Genomic DNA, 16,039 nt, shown 5'->3' with positions numbered 1-16,039 from the left:
CAGTCTTGCAATGCAAATTCAAATCAAGCGTGCCTATGCCGAAGTTTTGGCTTCAGATGGCAAAAGGATTTTAGTCGATCGGCTGTGGCCCCGAGGCCTTAAAAAGGCAGATGCCAAAATTGATCTATGGCCCAAGGAAATCACACCATCGACCGAACTACGAAAATGGTATGCGCATGACCCGGAACATTGGGAAGAGTTTCAGCAATGTTATAGGGCTGAACTGCAGTCACAGACAGAGCTGCTACAGCAAATCCGGCAGTTGGCTGAACAAGAGAAAATCAGCCTCATCACTGCGGCAAAAAGTGAGAACTATAACCATGTAATTGTACTCAAACAGGTTTTAGAAGAAAGCTGAAATCACCTGCTGACCACTTTTATTCCATAATATTAATAAGGTTTTAGCAGGAGATGGGCTGATAAAATGTTATAATAGAGTTTTTGAGGTTTTTTATGTCTTTGCCAAATTGCCCCAAATGTAATTCAGAATATGCTTATCAAGATGGCGATTTGCTGATTTGCCCAGAATGTGCTCATGAATGGAAAGAGGGCGAAAGCAGTGCTGAACAGGCTACAATTATTAAAGACGCAAATGGCAATGTCCTTGCGGATGGCGATACTGTTACCCTGATTAAAGATTTGAAAATTAAAGGTTCTTCATCTGTGATTAAAGTGGGAACCAAGGCGAAGAACATTCGTTTATTGCCTGACTCAAGCGATGGTCATGATCTTGACTGTAAGGTTGATGGCTTTGGTGCAATGAAATTAAAATCTGAATTTGTGAAAAAAGCTTAATTCACTACAGTAAAAACCAAAAAGCTCTGGTTATATATCAGAGCTTTTTTTTATGAAGTAATGTTCATATGTATTATCTTGGGATGGATCTTTTATAACAGGCATGGTTAATTCAACCTTGACAGGTCAGTTGTATAATTGAACCTGCATCATGCTATAACCCCTAGTCATTTCTCTTAAAGAATTTTTGTTATGCCGCATATCCATCTTGAATATTCAGACAATGTAGAAAATTTTCAGGCAAAACCAATATTGCTTGCTTTAAACCAGGCTCTGGTTGAAGGGGCTTATGTGGGGGCTGCGAATGAGCTAAAAAGCCGTGCCATTTGCCAGCACGATTATGTCCTTGGTTTGGCAGATGCTACACAAGCGTATGTACATGCAAAAGTTTCTTTATTGACCGGACGTAGTGTGGAGTTACAACAGCAAATTGCTCAAGTGATTCTACATACCCTCGAACAGCATATCCCCCCTGCCCAAAGCCAGGTAAATGTACAGATTTGTGTGGAAATATTGGAAATGCAGAAAGCCACTTACGCTAAAAAAATTGTTTAGGGCTTTGCTGGTTATTGAATCAACTGGTGGGGGAGAATAAATGGGCAATTTATTCTCTTGAAGGTATGTCTCGGCGCTTTGAAAGAAACTGGACTTAGATAAAAAGAGCCAAGCGGCCATTTAAGACGATAAATCATTCAAATATAAATTTAAATAATGATCATAAAATGTGCTTTTTAAAAAGCAAAAAGTCATTTATATTTAATATAAATAGAATATTTTTTAAACATTACAATTCGATTCTTTTATAACTTTTACAATAACAAAGGGAGTATTTTATATGGCGGGATGGTATGAAGTCAGTCAGGCGAGCGATGGACAATATCGCTTTGTTTTGAAAGCTGGCAATGGGGAAGTAATTCTGAGCAGTGAATTATACAAGACCAAAGCTTCTGCACAGAATGGCATTGAATCGGTGCAAAAAAATAGCCCTGAGGATAGTCGCTATGAACGTCTGGAAGCGAAAAATGGTAAGCCCTATTTCAATTTAAAAGCAGCGAATCATCAAATTATTGGCACCAGTCAATTTTATTCAAGTGAGCAATCGCGTGAGAAAGGAATTGAGTCGGTAAAAAATAATGGTTCTAGTACCACCATTAAAGATTTGATCGAATAAATCAGATCAACGTTGCTATTCAAGTTCAGATTAAAGCATGTATTGATACATGCTTTATTTTTTCTGACGGCATCAAAATAGAGGGAAAAAATCAGGGCGGGAACTGATCCTCAAGTCAGGTACTGAGCTGATGATCAGTTTAATCCGAAATATTGATTTAAAAACGCTTAGGAATGCGCTGCCCATTTGGTACTGGAGATTCCGCTTTTTTCAGCACGCCAAACAGCCAGGTTTCTGCATGATTCACCGCTTGTTTTAAATCATCGCCTTGTGCCAAACGGCCGGCAATGAAACTGGCCAATGAGCAACCTGAACCGTGATATTCACCTTCAAGGCGAGGACATCGGGTTTCGGAAACCAGTTTGCCATCTATATATAAGGCATTGCGGATATAGTCCGGGGTATCTTCATGTCCGCCTTTAACTAAAACCGCTTTGGCACCCATGGCAAAAAGTTTTGCTGTAGCCTGGTCGATATCTTCAAGACCGGTTAAGGCACGAAGTTCAACCGTATTAGGCGTCAGGACAGTCGCTAGCGGAATCAGTTCGACAAAGGCTTTGACCAGTGTTTCCTGATCGCCAAGTGAACCACCGCTATTGGCCACCAGTACCGGATCGAGCACATATAAATATTCAGGATGTTCACGTAAAAATTCAGCCAGCGCTGCAATATTATCTGTGGTTCCTAACATGCCTGATTTAACACATTTAATTGGTAAGTCACCCACCACGGCATGCGCCTGAGCTAACAGTAATTCTTTTGAAGTGGCTTCAAAGCCAAACACCTGTTGCGAGTTTTGAATGGTGAGCGCAGTACAGGCAATTGCTGCATGTGCACCACTTTGGCCTATCGCTTCAATATCTGCCTGCAAGCCAGCGCCACCGGATGGATCTAAACCAGAAAAGCAAAGTACAGTAGGGCGCACAATGATGTCCTTAAATCACAAAATTTGCGTTAGTATAGGCAACTTTGAGCCAAGTCTCGATAGTATTTGTTAAGTAAAAATTTAGGTTGAAGGGTCGGTTGGTGATTAAGAATATTTTGATTGATTTAGATGGAACATTAACTGATCCGAAAGTGGGGATTACCACCTCAGCACGTTATGGTTTGACAAAAGTAGGACATCCGATTGCCGATGAGGTCAACATTGACTGGATTATTGGCCCACCTTTACAGGCTTCTTTGGCGAAAATTTTAAATGTTGCAGTGGATGATGTTTTGGCTGAACAGGCCTTGATGGGCTATCGGGAACGTTTTGCTGTGACCGGCTTGTATGAAAATCATGTTTTTGAAGATGTAGCTGCAACTTTGCAAACCTTGCAGCAAAAAGGTTTCCGTTTGTATTTGGCTACGGCAAAACCTCAAATCTATGCCAAGCAAATTTTAGAACATTTTGATTTGCTGCAATATTTTAACTATGCATACGGCAGTGAGCTGAACGGTGAGCGTACCAACAAGGGCGAGTTGATTGCCTATATTCTTGAAAAGGAAAAGTTAAATCCGGCTGAATGTGTGATGGTTGGTGACCGTGAGCATGACATTTTTGGCGCTCGCAGCAATGGTATAGATACCATCGCGGTAGAGTATGGTTATGGTTCTGATGCGGAGCTCACTGAGGCAAAACCTAAAGCACGGATTAAAAACTTTGCTGAATTACTTCAATTTGTTTAACTGCTAAACCAGAGCAGATGGCTTCCTCTGATCTACCTTGAATGAAACTACTTTAAGACTTAACGAAGATCCAAATAAAAACTTTCCTTCACTTCTTCCATCACGATGTAACTGTGCGAGGAAGCGGAGGAAGGAAGCTTTTTAAGTAGATCACCTAAAAGACGTCGATAGGCACTCATTTCCTTTAAGCGTGCTTTCACCAAATAATCAAACTCACCCGAAATCAGGTGACATTCCAGAACTTCAGGAATTTCCACCAAGTCGCGTGCAACCTGATCGAACACATCGCCTGATTTGGCAGAAAGTTTGATTTCTAAAAACACTAGCAAGTTGCGATCGACCAGTTGCGGGTTCAGCCGCGCGTAATAACCCATGATGATGCCATCGCGTTCCAGACGTTTGACCCGTTCCGAACAGGGGGTGGTGGACAGGTTGACCCGAGATGCCAATTCGCTAATTGCAATCCGTCCATCGCGCTGCAAAATATCCAAAATCTGCTGATCTATACGGTCTAATTTACGCATTATGATTTTCCTTTTTTTAGAATTTTTTCGCGACAAAACTATCAAATTACCTAGATTATAGTGCTTAAAACAGTGAAAAAAACTATCAATCAAAAAATATACTAGTGAAATAAACTAGTATGCGTTAGGGATAAGCAATGCATGTAATTGTCTTGGGTAGTGGTGTCATTGGTGTTGCAAGTGCGTATTACCTCGCACAACAGGGAGCAACCGTTACTGTCTTGGACCGTCAGTCTGGTCCTGCTGAAGAAACCAGTTTTGCCAATGCGGGTCAAGTTTCGCCGGGTTATTCCACTCCGTGGGCGGCGCCAGGTATTCCATTCAAAGCGGTCAAATGGATGTTTCAGCATCATGCTCCTTTAGCGATTAATATGGATGGCAGCATGTGGCAATTACAGTGGATGGCGCAAATGCTCAAGAACTGTAATCCACAAAGCTATGCGATTAATAAAGAACGCATGACCCGGGTGGCCGAGTATAGCCGTGACTGCCTCAGAGAGCTGCGTAAAGAGACTGGTATTCACTATGAAAACCGTTCTAAAGGCACCTTGCAAGTCTTCCGCAATGAAGCACAATTAGACATGGTTCAACGCGACATTCAGGTATTAAAAGAATGTGGTGTCGAGCATGAACTTTTGCTCAAAGATGACCTGGCCAAAGTGGAACCTGCTTTGGAATTTGCCAAAGATAAACTGGTCGGTGGCCTGCATCTGCCAAATGATGAAACCGGCGACTGCTACCTATTTACCAATGCGCTTGCAAACTTGGCCAAAGAGCTGGGTGTAGAGTTTAAGTTCAACCAAAATGTTGAAAAACTGGTGGTGGAAGGCGATGACATCAAGGGCGTGGTGGTAAATGGACAAGTCCTTACTGCAGACCGTTATGTCTTGGCCTTTGGTAGTTATTCACGCGATTTCCTTAAACCATTAAACCTGAACCTGCCAGTTTATCCGGTGAAAGGCTATTCACTCACTATTCCAATTGTTGATCCTGCATTTGCACCGCAGTCTACGGTGCTGGATGAGACTTACAAGATTGCGATTACCCGTTTTGATCAGCGTATCCGTGTGGGTGGCATGGCTGAACTGAGTGGTTTTAACCATGGTTTGAATCAGGACCGCCGTGCGACTCTGGAAATGGTCACCAAAGATTTATTCCCGGGTGGAAACCTGGCAGAAGCGACATTCTGGACCGGTTTGCGTCCAATGACGCCAGATTCTACCCCGATTATAGGCGCAACGCGTTTCAAAAACCTGTTCCTTAACACCGGTCACGGCACGCTGGGATGGACCATGGCCTGCGGTTCAGGCAAGTTGATCAGCGACCTGGTCATGAATCATCAACCAGACATCAGTACCGAAGGTCTATCGATCCAACGTTATCCTTCAGCAGCCTAATCTGTTTTAGGTCATATTGATTCAAGGAAGAACAACATGCCACGTCCCATTACTGCGGTGATTCATAGCCAGTCACTGCAGCACAATTTAAATGTTGCCCGTACCGAAATGCCGAATAGCCAAGTCTATGCGGTGGTGAAAGCCAATGCCTATGGTCATGGCATTGAACGCGTGTATGAAGCATTTAAGCAAGCAGACGGTTTTGCCCTGTTAGATATTGCCGAAGCCAGACGTATCCGTGCACTGGGCTGGAAAGGGCCTATCCTATTGCTCGAAGGCATTTTTTCCGAGCAAGACCTATTTGATTGTGATGAGCTGAATTTGAGTTTTACCCTTCATAGCGAATATCAAATTGAATGGTTAGAACGGTTCCCCAGAGCAGCGCAGTTTGATCTTTATTTAAAAATGAACAGTGGTATGAATCGCTTAGGTTTTGCTGCTGAACATTACCGTGACATTTGGCAGCACTTATCCAAACTGGCCAATGTTCAAAGCATCACTCACATGATGCATTTCTCGGATGCAGACGGGGATCGTTTGGGCCGTTCGGGTATTGAACATCAGTGTCAAATTTTCGATGCCGTCATTCAGGATCTGCCGGGCGCATGTTCCGTATGTAACAGTGCCGCCATTCTTCGCCATGCAGATTTAAATTCAGATGTGATCCGTAGCGGCATCATGCTGTACGGCAGTTCTCCCGATTTCCCTGCACATAGCATTGATGACTGGAATTTGCAGCCTGCAATGAGTCTGCGTAGTGAGATCATTGCCATTCAACAGCTTAAAGCGGGGGATAGTGTAGGTTATGGCTCGAGGTTTGTTGCTGAGCAGGAGATGTCTATTGGCATCGTAGCTTGCGGTTATGCCGACGGCTATCAGCGTCTGAGCAAAACCGGAACGCCAATATTGGTGAATGGTCAGCGCAGCCATTTAGTCGGTCGTGTCAGTATGGATATGCTTGCGGTAGATTTAACGACTATACATGATGCGGGTGTGGGCAGTGAGGTGGTGCTGTGGGGAAAATCTTCCCAAGGTGTTGTGCTCAGTATTGATGAGGTCGCTGCCGGTTCAGGCACCATTGGTTATGAGTTGATGTGTGCAGTCACAGCCAGAGTCAATTTTGTTCAAGATTAAATTCTTGAAAATCAGATCATTTATTCAATTCATTGATACAAGGAAATGTATATGTCCCATAGCGATATTGAAAAGTTCAATAGCAACGAAGTCATGAGCGCCGTGACGGTATTTAATCAGGTGGTTTATCTTTCTGGACAAGTACCCAAAAACACCGATAATGATGTGGCTGGTCAAACTCGTGAAATTTTAGCCACTATTGATGAACTGCTGGCTTTGGCCGGAACGGATAAATCCCGGTTGCTGTCTGCACAGCTTTATATTAAAAATCTCCCTGACTTTTCAACCGTCAATGCCATTTGGATTGACTGGATGAAAGGTTGTACTCCTCCTTCACGTGCCACCATTCAGGCAGATTTAGTCAATCCGGACTGGTTGATTGAAATTGCGGTAACGGCGGCACAGCCTTAATGTAAAAAATCTCCCCATATGGCAGCAAAGCGGTTGCGACCGATTTGCTGCCTAGCGTGTAAATGTCGCTGGTTGGGATGACTGGCAATGTAAAGCACATGGTTTACACGCAATCGTATGTTAAAAGGATGTTCAGTTATGACCACTACACCACGAGCAGACGATGCCAAGGCATCATCGCATGAATTACAACGAAAACTGTCCAACCGTCACCTGCAACTCATTGCTATTGGCGGTGCAATTGGAACAGGCTTGTTTATGGGTTCAGGCAAAACCATCTCCCTGGCTGGCCCTTCAATTTTATTGATCTATACGATCATTGGTACCATGTTCTTTTTCCTGATGCGCGCATTGGGTGAAATTTTACTCTCCAACCTGCACTACAAATCCTTTATCGACATGGCACATGACCTGATTGGTCCGGGTGCAGGTTACTATATTGGCTGGTCGTACTGGCTGGGCTGGGTGCTGGTCGGCATCGCGGATTTGGCTGCTATTATCAACTATCTCAGCTTTTGGCTGCCTGAAGGTATGGCCTTTACCCCATCCGGACAGGCCATGATTAGCGTGGCCTGCGTGTTACTGGTGCTGGGCATTAATATGCTCGCCGTACGTCTGTTTGGCGAAATTGAATTCTGGTTTGCCCTCATCAAGATTTTGGCCATTTTAGGGCTGATTGGTATTGGTGGTTTTATGGTGTTTAACCATTTTCATGCACCGGGCGGTTCGCTTGCCAGCTTTAGCAATGTCTGGTCGCATGGCGGCATGTTCCCGCAAGGTGGCAGCGGATTCCTGGCTGGTTTCCAGATTGCCTTATTTGCTTTTGTCGGTGTGGAACTGATCGGAACCATGGCGGCAGAAACCCAAGACCCTGAAAAGAACTTGCCCAAAGCGGTGAATGCCATTCCGACCCGAATTATTCTGTTCTATGTGTTGTCGCTATTCATTGTGATGTCGGTGACGCCTTGGAACCAGATTCCTGCGGATCAAAGTCCGTTTGTGTCGCTGTTCATGCATGCAGGCATTGGTGCAGCTGCCATTATCATGAACCTGGTGGTGCTGTCATCGGTCATGTCATCCATGAACAGTGGCGTGTTTTCAACGTCACGCATGCTGTTTGGCTTGGCGAGAGAGGGGCAGGCGCCGCAAAACCTGGCACAATTATCTAAGCGTGCCGTACCTGCCAAAGGTTTATTGTTCTCTTGTGCCTTTATTATGGCGGGTGCAGCATTACAATACTTTGTACCGAATACGGTTGAAGCCTTTACTTTGGCAAGTTCACTGTGCGTGATTTTGTTTATCAGTATCTGGAGCATCATTATGGTGTGCTATATCCGTTACCGTAAACTGCGCCCAGAGTTGCATGCCAAGTCAAACTTTAAAATGCCGGGCGGAATCTGGATGTCGTATGTGGTATTGGTGTTCTTGTTCTTTACTTTGATTATTTTAAGTTTGGAAGCCGATACCTTACGTGCCCTGATGATCAGTCCGATTTGGTTAATTATTTTGGCAGTAACCTATCAGTTACTGTATAAACCGCGGATGCTGAAACGTCATCGAGAGATGCTAAAACGCAATCAGGAAATGTTGAACTAAGTTTCTCTCATATAGTTTCTGTCAGATATAAAAAAGCCCTCGATTGAGGGCTTTTTTTGATGCTTAGAAAGTGGGTTTAACCACTACTAAAATCACCACTGCAAAGAGAATCAGGGTTGGCATTTCATTAAAGAAGCGCCAGAACTTATGTGATTTGTAATGCGCATTGCCAATCAGTTTCTTGCGGTAATAGCCGCAAATAAAATGATAAATTACTAACAGTCCCACTAAACCGATTTTTAAGTAGAACCAGAGGGCTTCATGGTAATGTTGCGTTGCATCACCCCAATCGACCAGGAAGTGTGCCGTAATCAGTGTGGCGACCATCGCTGGCCACATGATGCCACGGTACAATTTGCGCTCCATGACTTCGAAACGTTGATGACTGACGACATCTTCGCTCATGGCATGGTAAACATATAAACGTGGCAGGTAGAACAATGCCGCGAACCAACAAACGACTGCAATAATATGTAATGCTTTTACCCACAAGAAAGCATCAGAAGGAGCATCCATCCATTCACCCTTTTAAGGGCAGTGTGGCAGAAGTTGATCATCCATTGCTGAATGATCAACAATTCTTAGCTTAGCCTTCCCATTTTTTGAAAACAAGACAGGCATTTACACCGCCAAAACCGAAACTGTTACTCATCACAGTATTCAATTTTGCGTCACGTTTTTCAAGTACGATATCAAATGGTTTTGCGCCTTCATCCAGTTCAGTCACGTTGATGTTTGGTGCAATAAAGTCATTTTGCATCATCAAGACAGAATAAATTGCTTCCTGAACACCAGCAGCGCCCAGGCTGTGACCTGTCATTGACTTGGTCGAGCTCAGTGGAGGAACCTGACCTTCACCAAAAGCGCGTTCCATTGCTTTAAGTTCTGTGATGTCACCTGCTGGAGTAGATGTACCATGCGTATTGACATAGTCAATTTTATCTACGCCGTGCTGTTTTGCTTCTTCTAAAGCCATAAGCACACAGCGTGTTGCACCTTCACCACTTGGCGCAACCATGTCTGCACCATCGCTGTTTGCAGCATAGCCAACAACTTCAGCCAGAATATTTGCGCCACGTGCTTGTGCATGTTCAAGTGATTCAAGCACCACGAAACCGCCACCACCAGCAATTACGAAACCGTCACGGTCAGCAGAGTATGGGCGAGAAGCTGTTTCTGGTGTGTCATTGTATTTAGAGCAAAGCGCGCCCATCGCATCAAACAGCAGGCTTTGTGACCAGTGATCTTCTTCACCACCACCAGCAAGCATTAAATCTTGTTTGCCTAACTGGATCAGGTTGTAAGCATAACCAATGGCATCGGCAGAAGTTGCACATGCACTGGTAATGGTATGTGCCACACCTTGTAATTTAAAAGCAACGCCTACGTTTGCAGTAATGGTGTTGGTCATGTTGCGCGGTACAAAGAAAGGACCGACTTTACGCGCACCTTTGGTGTGCAATAGTTCGTTCATTTCAATCACAGAGGCAGTTGAACCACCACCTGAACCACCAGTAATACCATAGCGTGGGTTACCCGCTAAATCATCAACGTTTAAACCGGCATGTTCAACTGCAGCTAAAGCTGAGTTATAGGCATACATGGCACAAACGCCCATGAAGCGTTTCAATTTGCGGTCAATGTGATCAAACTCTTGTTCAGCGGCTGCACTGACATGGCTCTTAAAGTTTAATTCTGCATAAGTCGGGTTAAAACGTGTTCCAGAAATCCCGTTTTGTAAAGAATGAGTGACATCTTCTAAAGAATTACCAATGCATGAGTTGATACCCATACCAGTGATTACAACACGCTTCATCTACAGATCCCTTATATGGTGATATTTTGAGTAAAGGCAGCTGATTCAGGGAGAAAAGTAAAAACCTCCATCCAGCGCATTACTCGTGTCTTTGAATTGCATTCATGATAGCAGAAAGGTTTTTGAATTCTTATGGCAAATTTTATGCCTATTTCGACAGTATGTATCTGTAATGTTTATGTGGAATGATTAACTAAAAGATACACATTCATATTGAGATAAACTTAGACTACACCTAGTATTTATCAATAATTGTAAGAATAGAAGATGAGGGTAAAAGAATGGCAGATACCAATAATAAACATTCAGGTGGATTCTTTTCCAATGCTTTGGGAGTGGCTAAAAAGATCAGTGTAACAGGAATGAGTGCACTGAATCATGCGGCTGCCGAGCGTGCTGGTAAGGCTTCCGGGGCCTTGAGTAATGGTCATGTCATTGAAGGAAGTGCTCGTTCTCAAAGCGTATTTGAATCCAGAAAATATGATAATCCTCAACAGATGATGCGCGAGTATTTACCCAATGTCTCCAGACAATTGTTGGGTCGTCAGTATAGTAAAGTGAATCGTGTGGCTACTTTTGTTTCGCCGGATTTTTCAGACAAGTTGTCGGACTATTTTTTTGAACATCTAAATCATTTCACTTCAAATCTGAGTTCTGTAGATACTGTGCTGGATCAGGCAGGAGCAAAAGATTTGCAAGAACTGACTCAAGATGTCGATCGCTCCAAACGACTAAGCCAGGCTCTGGCTGAACAAAATAAATGGCTTGCTTCTATACAGGGTGCTGTTACGGGTGCTACAGGCGTGGTCGGTTCAGCGATTGACGTACCTTTGTCACTGCTGATGTCTTTACGCATGATTTATCAGGTCGGGCGTGCCTATGGCTTTGAGCTGAATAAAGACACCGAACAGGATATTGTCCAGTTTGTGTTTAAACAAATCGACTTGGGCCAGATTGCGGAAAAACAGAGTGTATTGATGGCACTGAAAATCGTGTCTAATATGCTGCAAACCAATGACACTGCACAATTACAAAACATGCTGGGTTCCAGCAATGATAGCGAGCCACTGAAAAAATGGCTGGTCAATGAAAATGGCGACATGAAATGGAACTGGTTGAATCACCTCCCAAACCTTTCATTGATCAGTAAATTAACGCCTATTGCCGGAGCGGGTATAGGTGCAGCCTATAGCTGGAAACTGGTTGAAGATGTCAACCAAAAGGCCCAGCAAATATTTTCCCATGCCAGAAGTTATTTGCAGCAGCATCAAGGGGTAGAATTATCTCCTATTGCGGCTTATGAAAAATCCCTGGAATTGTTGGCACAGGCAACGCCAAGATTATTAAACTCCTTTACTAAAAACGACCTAAGTTCCGGCGAGCTTAAGCTTGATCAGGACATTCCAGTGGAAGGACATGGCACTATTGCTAAAGTGACCATTAAAAAGAAAGCAGATGATGTCATTGTGGATGACGATCGCAAAGGTCAGCGGGTAGAACAAGGATTGGGGTACCTGGCTGAACACATGGTTGAGCCTCATGCACAGGTTGAACCGCAAAAACCCGCCATACCGTTTGATGAATCGGAAATAGATGAATATGCGCAGGCAGATGTTGAGGGAATTGAAGCAGACCGTACGCAACTTGCTGCTTCGCAATCCGAACAAAATGAAGCACCTAAACCAACGAAGAAAAAAGTTACAAAATAGAGTGCATAAAAGTCTGGAATTGCGTCTTTAAAAAAGCGTCTACTGACCAATATACAGGTAAGTGGTCAATATTTGACATGGCCTCGAATATTGACCATTTTACTATCTTCGCTTACAATTGTGTGCCCTCAAAAAGTGGTATTTTTTTGAGGCTTTTTATTAACGGGAGAATTGCCAAATGGCAACAACAAATCAGTTGATCCGTAAGGGTCGTACGACTTTGATTGAAAAATCAAAAGTTCCTGCGTTGAAGGCTTGTCCACAACGTCGTGGTGTTTGTACACGTGTTTACACAACTACACCTAAAAAACCTAACTCAGCAATGCGTAAAGTTTGCCGTGTTCGCTTAACTTCTGGTTTTGAAGTATCAAGCTATATCGGTGGTGAAGGCCATAACCTACAAGAGCACAGTGTTGTGCTTATCCGTGGTGGTCGTGTTAAAGACTTACCAGGTGTACGTTACCATACCGTTCGTGGTTCTTTAGACTGCGCTGGTGTTAAAGATCGTAACCAGTCTCGTTCTAAATACGGTACTAAACGTCCTAAGAAATAATCTTTTTAGATTAGCTTCTTAAGAACGTAGAACCGCAATCCTTTATCGTCTCGCTTGTCTGATTTCTGCATTTAATTTTGTGAAATTCAAGCGACGTGTAGTAAGGCCAGCGAATGTACATGACACTTTGTACTCATGCTGGATAAACCTGAAGTGTCATATTTATAGGTGTATTAAAATGCCAAGACGTCGCGTAGTCGCTGCCCGTGAAATCCTTCCGGATCCTAAGTTCGGCAGCCAAACAATCGCTAAATTCATGAACCACGTAATGCAAGATGGTAAAAAATCTATTGCTGAAAGTATCGTTTACGGTGCTTTAGACCGCGTTCAAGAAAAAAATAAAGTAGACCCAGTTGAATTTTTCGAGACTACTCTTGAAAAAGTTCGTCCTATGGTTGAAGTAAAAGCACGCCGTGTTGGTGGTGCTACTTATCAAGTGCCTATGGAAGTACGCCCATCCCGTCGTACTGCCCTAGCTATGCGTTGGTTAGTAGATGCTGCTGCTAAGCGTTCTGAAAAAACAATGGCTTTACGTCTTGCTGGCGAGTTGCTTGATGCAGCTGAAGGTAAGGGTTCAGCGATTAAAAAACGTGAAGATGTGCACCGTATGGCTGAAGCCAACAAAGCCTTCTCTCACTACCGTTTCTAAGCGGATAAAACAGGCCTTACTCAGGAGGGTGACGTATTGGTTGTCACCAATATTTCATCAAAGCGCTTTAAGTTGCTAGCAACTTAAAGCGTCCTGTTTTAAACAACAAAATTTAGGAATGCAAGAAATCATGGCTCGTCAAACCCCAATTTCTCGTTACCGTAACATTGGTATCTCAGCTCACATCGATGCTGGTAAAACGACCACTTCAGAACGTATCTTGTTCTACACAGGTGTATCTCACAAACTAGGTGAAGTACATGATGGTGCAGCAACTATGGACTGGATGGAACAAGAGCAAGAGCGTGGTATTACCATTACTTCTGCTGCTACAACTTGTTTCTGGTCTGGTATGGGTAAACAATTCCCAGAACACCGTATTAACGTAATTGACACCCCGGGACACGTAGACTTCACAATCGAAGTTGAACGTTCTATGCGTGTTCTTGACGGTGCGTGTATGGTTTACTGTGCTGTAGGTGGTGTTCAACCTCAGTCTGAAACTGTATGGCGTCAAGCAAACAAATACGAAGTACCTCGTTTAGCATTCGTGAACAAGATGGACCGTACAGGTGCAAACTTCTTCCGTGTTGTTGAACAAATGAAAACTCGCCTTGGTGCACACCCTGTACCTGTAGTTATCCCAGTTGGTGCTGAAGATAACTTCCAAGGTGTTGTTGACCTTATCGAAATGAAAGCAATCATTTGGGATGATGCATCTCAAGGTATGCAATTCGAATATGGCGATATCCCTGCTGACCTAGTTGCTACTGCTGAAGAATGGCGTACTAACATGGTTGAAGCTGCGGCTGAAGCTTCTGAAGAATTGATGGACGAATATTTGAACAATGGCGATTTGACTAAAGAGCAAATCGTTGCTGGTCTTCGTCAACAAACTTTGGCTTGTGAAATTCAACCAATGCTTTGTGGTTCTGCGTTCAAAAACAAAGGTGTTCAACGTATGTTGGATGCTGTAATTGAATTCTTACCATCACCGACTGAAGTTAAAGCGATTGAAGGTGTACTTGACGATAAAGCTGAAACTAAAGCTGTTCGTGAAGCATCTGACGAAGCTCCGTTCTCTGCACTTGCGTTCAAAATCATGAACGACAAATTCGTAGGTAACTTAACTTTCGTACGTGTTTACTCTGGTGTTCTTAAACAAGGCGACCCAGTATATAACCCAGTTAAATCTAAACGTGAACGTATCGGCCGTATCGTGCAAATGCACGCGAACGAACGTCAAGACGTTGAAGAAATCCGCGCTGGTGATATCGCTGCATGTGTAGGTCTTAAAGACGTTACTACTGGTGATACACTTTGTGATGAGAAAAACATCATCACTCTAGAGCGTATGGAATTCCCTGAGCCAGTAATTTCTTTAGCTGTAGAGCCTAAGACAAAAGCTGACCAAGAAAAAATGTCTATCGCTTTAGGCCGTTTGGCGAAAGAAGATCCATCGTTCCGTGTTCGCACAGACGAAGAATCTGGTCAAACTATTATTGCGGGTATGGGTGAGCTTCACCTTGACATTCTTGTTGACCGTATGAAACGTGAATTCAACGTTGAAGCGAACATTGGTAAACCAATGGTAGCTTACCGCGAAACAATCAAAAAGACTGTTGAGCAAGAAGGTAAGTTCGTACGTCAAACTGGTGGTAAAGGTAAATTCGGTCACGTATATGTACGTTTAGAACCGATGGATACTGACGCTGGTAAAGAATACGAATTCGCTGAAGAAGTAGTAGGCGGTGTAGTACCTAAAGAATTCTTTGGTGCGGTTGACAAAGGTATTCAAGAACGTATGAAGAATGGTGTCTTGGCTGGTTACCCAGTTGTAGGCATTAAAGCGACATTGTTCGACGGTTCTTACCACGATGTCGATTCTGACGAATTATCGTTCAAAATGGCAGGTTCTTATGCCTTCCGTGATGGTTTCATGAAAGCAGATCCTATCTTGCTTGAACCAATCATGAAAGTTGAAGTAGAAACTCCAGAAGACTACATGGGCGATATCATGGGTGACTTAAACCGTCGTCGTGGTATGGTTCAAGGTATGGACGATTTACCTGGTGGTACTAAAGCAATCCGTGCTGAAGTTCCATTGGCTGAGATGTTTGGTTACGCGACTCAAATGCGTTCTATGTCTCAAGGTCGTGCGACTTACTCTATGGAATTTTCTAAATATGCTGAGACTCCACGTAACGTGGCTGAAGGCATCATTTCTAAGTTCCAAACTGGCGGTAAAAAAGGTGACGACGAGTAATCTTTCGATTACTATAAGCCCAAACTAATTCATAGTTAAAAACCAAAATCACTTATGGAGCTAACCCTCCATAAGTATTTTAATAAGGAAGATCTCATGGCTAAGGCTAAGTTCGAACGTAACAAACCACACGTAAACGTGGGCACAATTGGTCACGTCGACCATGGTAAAACTACTTTAACTGCTGCAATTGCAACAATCTGTGCAAAAACTTACGGCGGTGAAGCTAAAGATTACGCAGCAATTGACTCTGCACCAGAAGAAAAAGCACGTGGTATTACAATTAATACTTCACACGTAGAATACGATTCTCCAATTCGTCACTACGCTCACGTAGACTGCCCAGG

General features: G+C 43.5%; 18 protein-coding genes. 14 read left to right on the top strand and 4 right to left on the bottom strand.

Annotation, left to right across the window (positions count from 1 at the left end):
* Positions 1-10: 10 nt before the first annotated feature.
* The 4 genes from ACE01R_RS11745 (at position 11) to ACE01R_RS11730 (ending at position 1,966) form a co-directional block, all read left to right on the top strand.
* Entirely contained in the window at positions 11-358 is a 348-nt protein-coding gene (locus ACE01R_RS11745) for a DUF488 domain-containing protein (RefSeq protein ID WP_395551369.1), read from the top strand.
* 95 nt (positions 359-453) lie between these two features.
* Positions 454-795: a zinc ribbon domain-containing protein YjdM gene (locus ACE01R_RS11740; RefSeq protein ID WP_086197656.1), complete on the top strand. Its 342-nt coding sequence runs from the start codon at positions 454-456 to the stop codon at positions 793-795.
* A 192-nt stretch (positions 796-987) separates the two neighbouring features.
* Positions 988-1,350 (top strand): 5-carboxymethyl-2-hydroxymuconate Delta-isomerase, encoded by a 363-nt coding sequence (locus ACE01R_RS11735; protein WP_395551368.1) that lies wholly within the window; start codon positions 988-990, stop codon positions 1,348-1,350.
* A 280-nt stretch (positions 1,351-1,630) separates the two neighbouring features.
* Positions 1,631-1,966: a YegP family protein gene (locus ACE01R_RS11730; RefSeq protein ID WP_395551367.1), complete on the top strand. Its 336-nt coding sequence runs from the start codon at positions 1,631-1,633 to the stop codon at positions 1,964-1,966.
* A gap of 157 nt (positions 1,967-2,123) precedes the next feature.
* On the opposite strand, the gene ACE01R_RS11725 is transcribed toward ACE01R_RS11730, so the two are convergent.
* The gene (locus tag ACE01R_RS11725; protein ID WP_395551366.1) at positions 2,124-2,891 is read right to left on the bottom strand and encodes a hydroxymethylpyrimidine/phosphomethylpyrimidine kinase; all 768 of its coding nucleotides are present in this window, start codon (positions 2,889-2,891) and stop codon (positions 2,124-2,126) included.
* A 101-nt stretch (positions 2,892-2,992) separates the two neighbouring features.
* Between ACE01R_RS11725 and ACE01R_RS11720 the strand changes: the two genes are divergently transcribed.
* Positions 2,993-3,637 carry an HAD-IA family hydrolase gene (locus ACE01R_RS11720; RefSeq protein ID WP_395551365.1) on the top strand — a complete coding sequence of 215 codons (645 nt, stop codon included), beginning with the start codon at positions 2,993-2,995 and terminating at the stop codon, positions 3,635-3,637.
* A 59-nt stretch (positions 3,638-3,696) separates the two neighbouring features.
* Here the strand turns inward: ACE01R_RS11720 and ACE01R_RS11715 are convergent, their stop codons facing one another.
* Positions 3,697-4,161 carry an Lrp/AsnC ligand binding domain-containing protein gene (locus ACE01R_RS11715; RefSeq protein WP_086197651.1) on the bottom strand — a complete coding sequence of 155 codons (465 nt, stop codon included), beginning with the start codon at positions 4,159-4,161 and terminating at the stop codon, positions 3,697-3,699.
* A gap of 137 nt (positions 4,162-4,298) precedes the next feature.
* On the opposite strand from ACE01R_RS11715, the gene ACE01R_RS11710 reads away from it, so the two are divergent.
* The 4 genes from ACE01R_RS11710 (at position 4,299) to ACE01R_RS11695 (ending at position 8,699) form a co-directional block, all read left to right on the top strand.
* Positions 4,299-5,558, top strand: coding sequence for a D-amino acid dehydrogenase (locus ACE01R_RS11710; protein WP_395551364.1), 1,260 nt, complete (start codon positions 4,299-4,301; stop codon positions 5,556-5,558).
* A gap of 36 nt (positions 5,559-5,594) precedes the next feature.
* Positions 5,595-6,692, top strand: coding sequence for an alanine racemase (gene alr / locus ACE01R_RS11705; protein WP_395551363.1), 1,098 nt, complete (start codon positions 5,595-5,597; stop codon positions 6,690-6,692).
* A 51-nt stretch (positions 6,693-6,743) separates the two neighbouring features.
* On the top strand, positions 6,744-7,103 hold the full coding sequence (locus ACE01R_RS11700; protein ID WP_395551362.1) for a RidA family protein: 360 nt from the start codon (positions 6,744-6,746) through the stop codon (positions 7,101-7,103).
* Between the two features lie 138 nt (positions 7,104-7,241).
* A complete protein-coding gene (locus ACE01R_RS11695; RefSeq protein WP_395551361.1) occupies positions 7,242-8,699 on the top strand; it encodes an amino acid permease in 1,458 nt (485 codons plus the stop codon).
* Between the two features lie 63 nt (positions 8,700-8,762).
* On the opposite strand, the gene hemJ is transcribed toward ACE01R_RS11695, so the two are convergent.
* Complete coding sequence (gene hemJ, locus ACE01R_RS11690) at positions 8,763-9,215, bottom strand: protoporphyrinogen oxidase HemJ (protein ID WP_395551360.1); 453 nt, start codon at positions 9,213-9,215, stop codon at positions 8,763-8,765.
* A 70-nt stretch (positions 9,216-9,285) separates the two neighbouring features.
* Positions 9,286-10,515: a beta-ketoacyl synthase N-terminal-like domain-containing protein gene (locus ACE01R_RS11685; RefSeq protein WP_395551359.1), complete on the bottom strand. Its 1,230-nt coding sequence runs from the start codon at positions 10,513-10,515 to the stop codon at positions 9,286-9,288.
* 281 nt (positions 10,516-10,796) lie between these two features.
* Here ACE01R_RS11685 and ACE01R_RS11680 point away from each other — a divergent pair, with 281 nt between their 5' ends.
* From ACE01R_RS11680 to ACE01R_RS11660, 5 genes are all read left to right on the top strand, one after another.
* On the top strand, positions 10,797-12,224 hold the full coding sequence (locus ACE01R_RS11680; RefSeq protein WP_395551358.1) for an EcsC family protein: 1,428 nt from the start codon (positions 10,797-10,799) through the stop codon (positions 12,222-12,224).
* Positions 12,225-12,402: 178 nt separating this feature from the next.
* Positions 12,403-12,777 carry a 30S ribosomal protein S12 gene (rpsL, locus tag ACE01R_RS11675; protein WP_004648013.1) on the top strand — a complete coding sequence of 125 codons (375 nt, stop codon included), beginning with the start codon at positions 12,403-12,405 and terminating at the stop codon, positions 12,775-12,777.
* Between the two features lie 178 nt (positions 12,778-12,955).
* Positions 12,956-13,426 carry a 30S ribosomal protein S7 gene (gene rpsG, locus ACE01R_RS11670; RefSeq protein WP_016657334.1) on the top strand — a complete coding sequence of 157 codons (471 nt, stop codon included), beginning with the start codon at positions 12,956-12,958 and terminating at the stop codon, positions 13,424-13,426.
* Positions 13,427-13,556: 130 nt separating this feature from the next.
* On the top strand, positions 13,557-15,692 hold the full coding sequence (fusA, locus tag ACE01R_RS11665) for an elongation factor G (RefSeq protein WP_395551357.1): 2,136 nt from the start codon (positions 13,557-13,559) through the stop codon (positions 15,690-15,692).
* Positions 15,693-15,788: 96 nt separating this feature from the next.
* The coding region (locus tag ACE01R_RS11660) for a GTP-binding protein (RefSeq protein WP_395549464.1) at positions 15,789-16,039 on the top strand (251 nt) is incomplete at its 3' end.

The organism is Acinetobacter sp. BSP-28 (assembly GCF_044130285.1).
In the GTDB taxonomy this organism is placed as follows: domain Bacteria; phylum Pseudomonadota; class Gammaproteobacteria; order Pseudomonadales; family Moraxellaceae; genus Acinetobacter.
Note: the sequence above shows the minus strand (reverse complement) of the source record. Positions and strands in the feature narration are given on the sequence as shown.

Bases quoted from the DNA above. Each gene is read 5' to 3' on its own strand.
- ACE01R_RS11745 (WP_395551369.1), top strand. From the start codon at position 11: ATGCAAATTCAAATCAAGCGTGCCTATGCCGAAGTTTTGGCTTCAGAT.
- ACE01R_RS11740 (WP_086197656.1), top strand. From the start codon at position 454: ATGTCTTTGCCAAATTGCCCCAAATGTAATTCAGAATATGCTTATCAA.
- ACE01R_RS11735 (WP_395551368.1), top strand. From the start codon at position 988: ATGCCGCATATCCATCTTGAATATTCAGACAATGTAGAAAATTTTCAG.
- ACE01R_RS11730 (WP_395551367.1), top strand. From the start codon at position 1,631: ATGGCGGGATGGTATGAAGTCAGTCAGGCGAGCGATGGACAATATCGC.
- ACE01R_RS11715 (WP_086197651.1), bottom strand. From the start codon at position 4,161: ATGCGTAAATTAGACCGTATAGATCAGCAGATTTTGGATATTTTGCAG.
- ACE01R_RS11710 (WP_395551364.1), top strand. From the start codon at position 4,299: ATGCATGTAATTGTCTTGGGTAGTGGTGTCATTGGTGTTGCAAGTGCG.
- alr (WP_395551363.1), top strand. From the start codon at position 5,595: ATGCCACGTCCCATTACTGCGGTGATTCATAGCCAGTCACTGCAGCAC.
- ACE01R_RS11700 (WP_395551362.1), top strand. From the start codon at position 6,744: ATGTCCCATAGCGATATTGAAAAGTTCAATAGCAACGAAGTCATGAGC.
- ACE01R_RS11695 (WP_395551361.1), top strand. From the start codon at position 7,242: ATGACCACTACACCACGAGCAGACGATGCCAAGGCATCATCGCATGAA.
- hemJ (WP_395551360.1), bottom strand. From the start codon at position 9,215: ATGGATGCTCCTTCTGATGCTTTCTTGTGGGTAAAAGCATTACATATT.
- ACE01R_RS11685 (WP_395551359.1), bottom strand. From the start codon at position 10,515: ATGAAGCGTGTTGTAATCACTGGTATGGGTATCAACTCATGCATTGGT.
- ACE01R_RS11680 (WP_395551358.1), top strand. From the start codon at position 10,797: ATGGCAGATACCAATAATAAACATTCAGGTGGATTCTTTTCCAATGCT.
- rpsL (WP_004648013.1), top strand. From the start codon at position 12,403: ATGGCAACAACAAATCAGTTGATCCGTAAGGGTCGTACGACTTTGATT.
- rpsG (WP_016657334.1), top strand. From the start codon at position 12,956: ATGCCAAGACGTCGCGTAGTCGCTGCCCGTGAAATCCTTCCGGATCCT.
- fusA (WP_395551357.1), top strand. From the start codon at position 13,557: ATGGCTCGTCAAACCCCAATTTCTCGTTACCGTAACATTGGTATCTCA.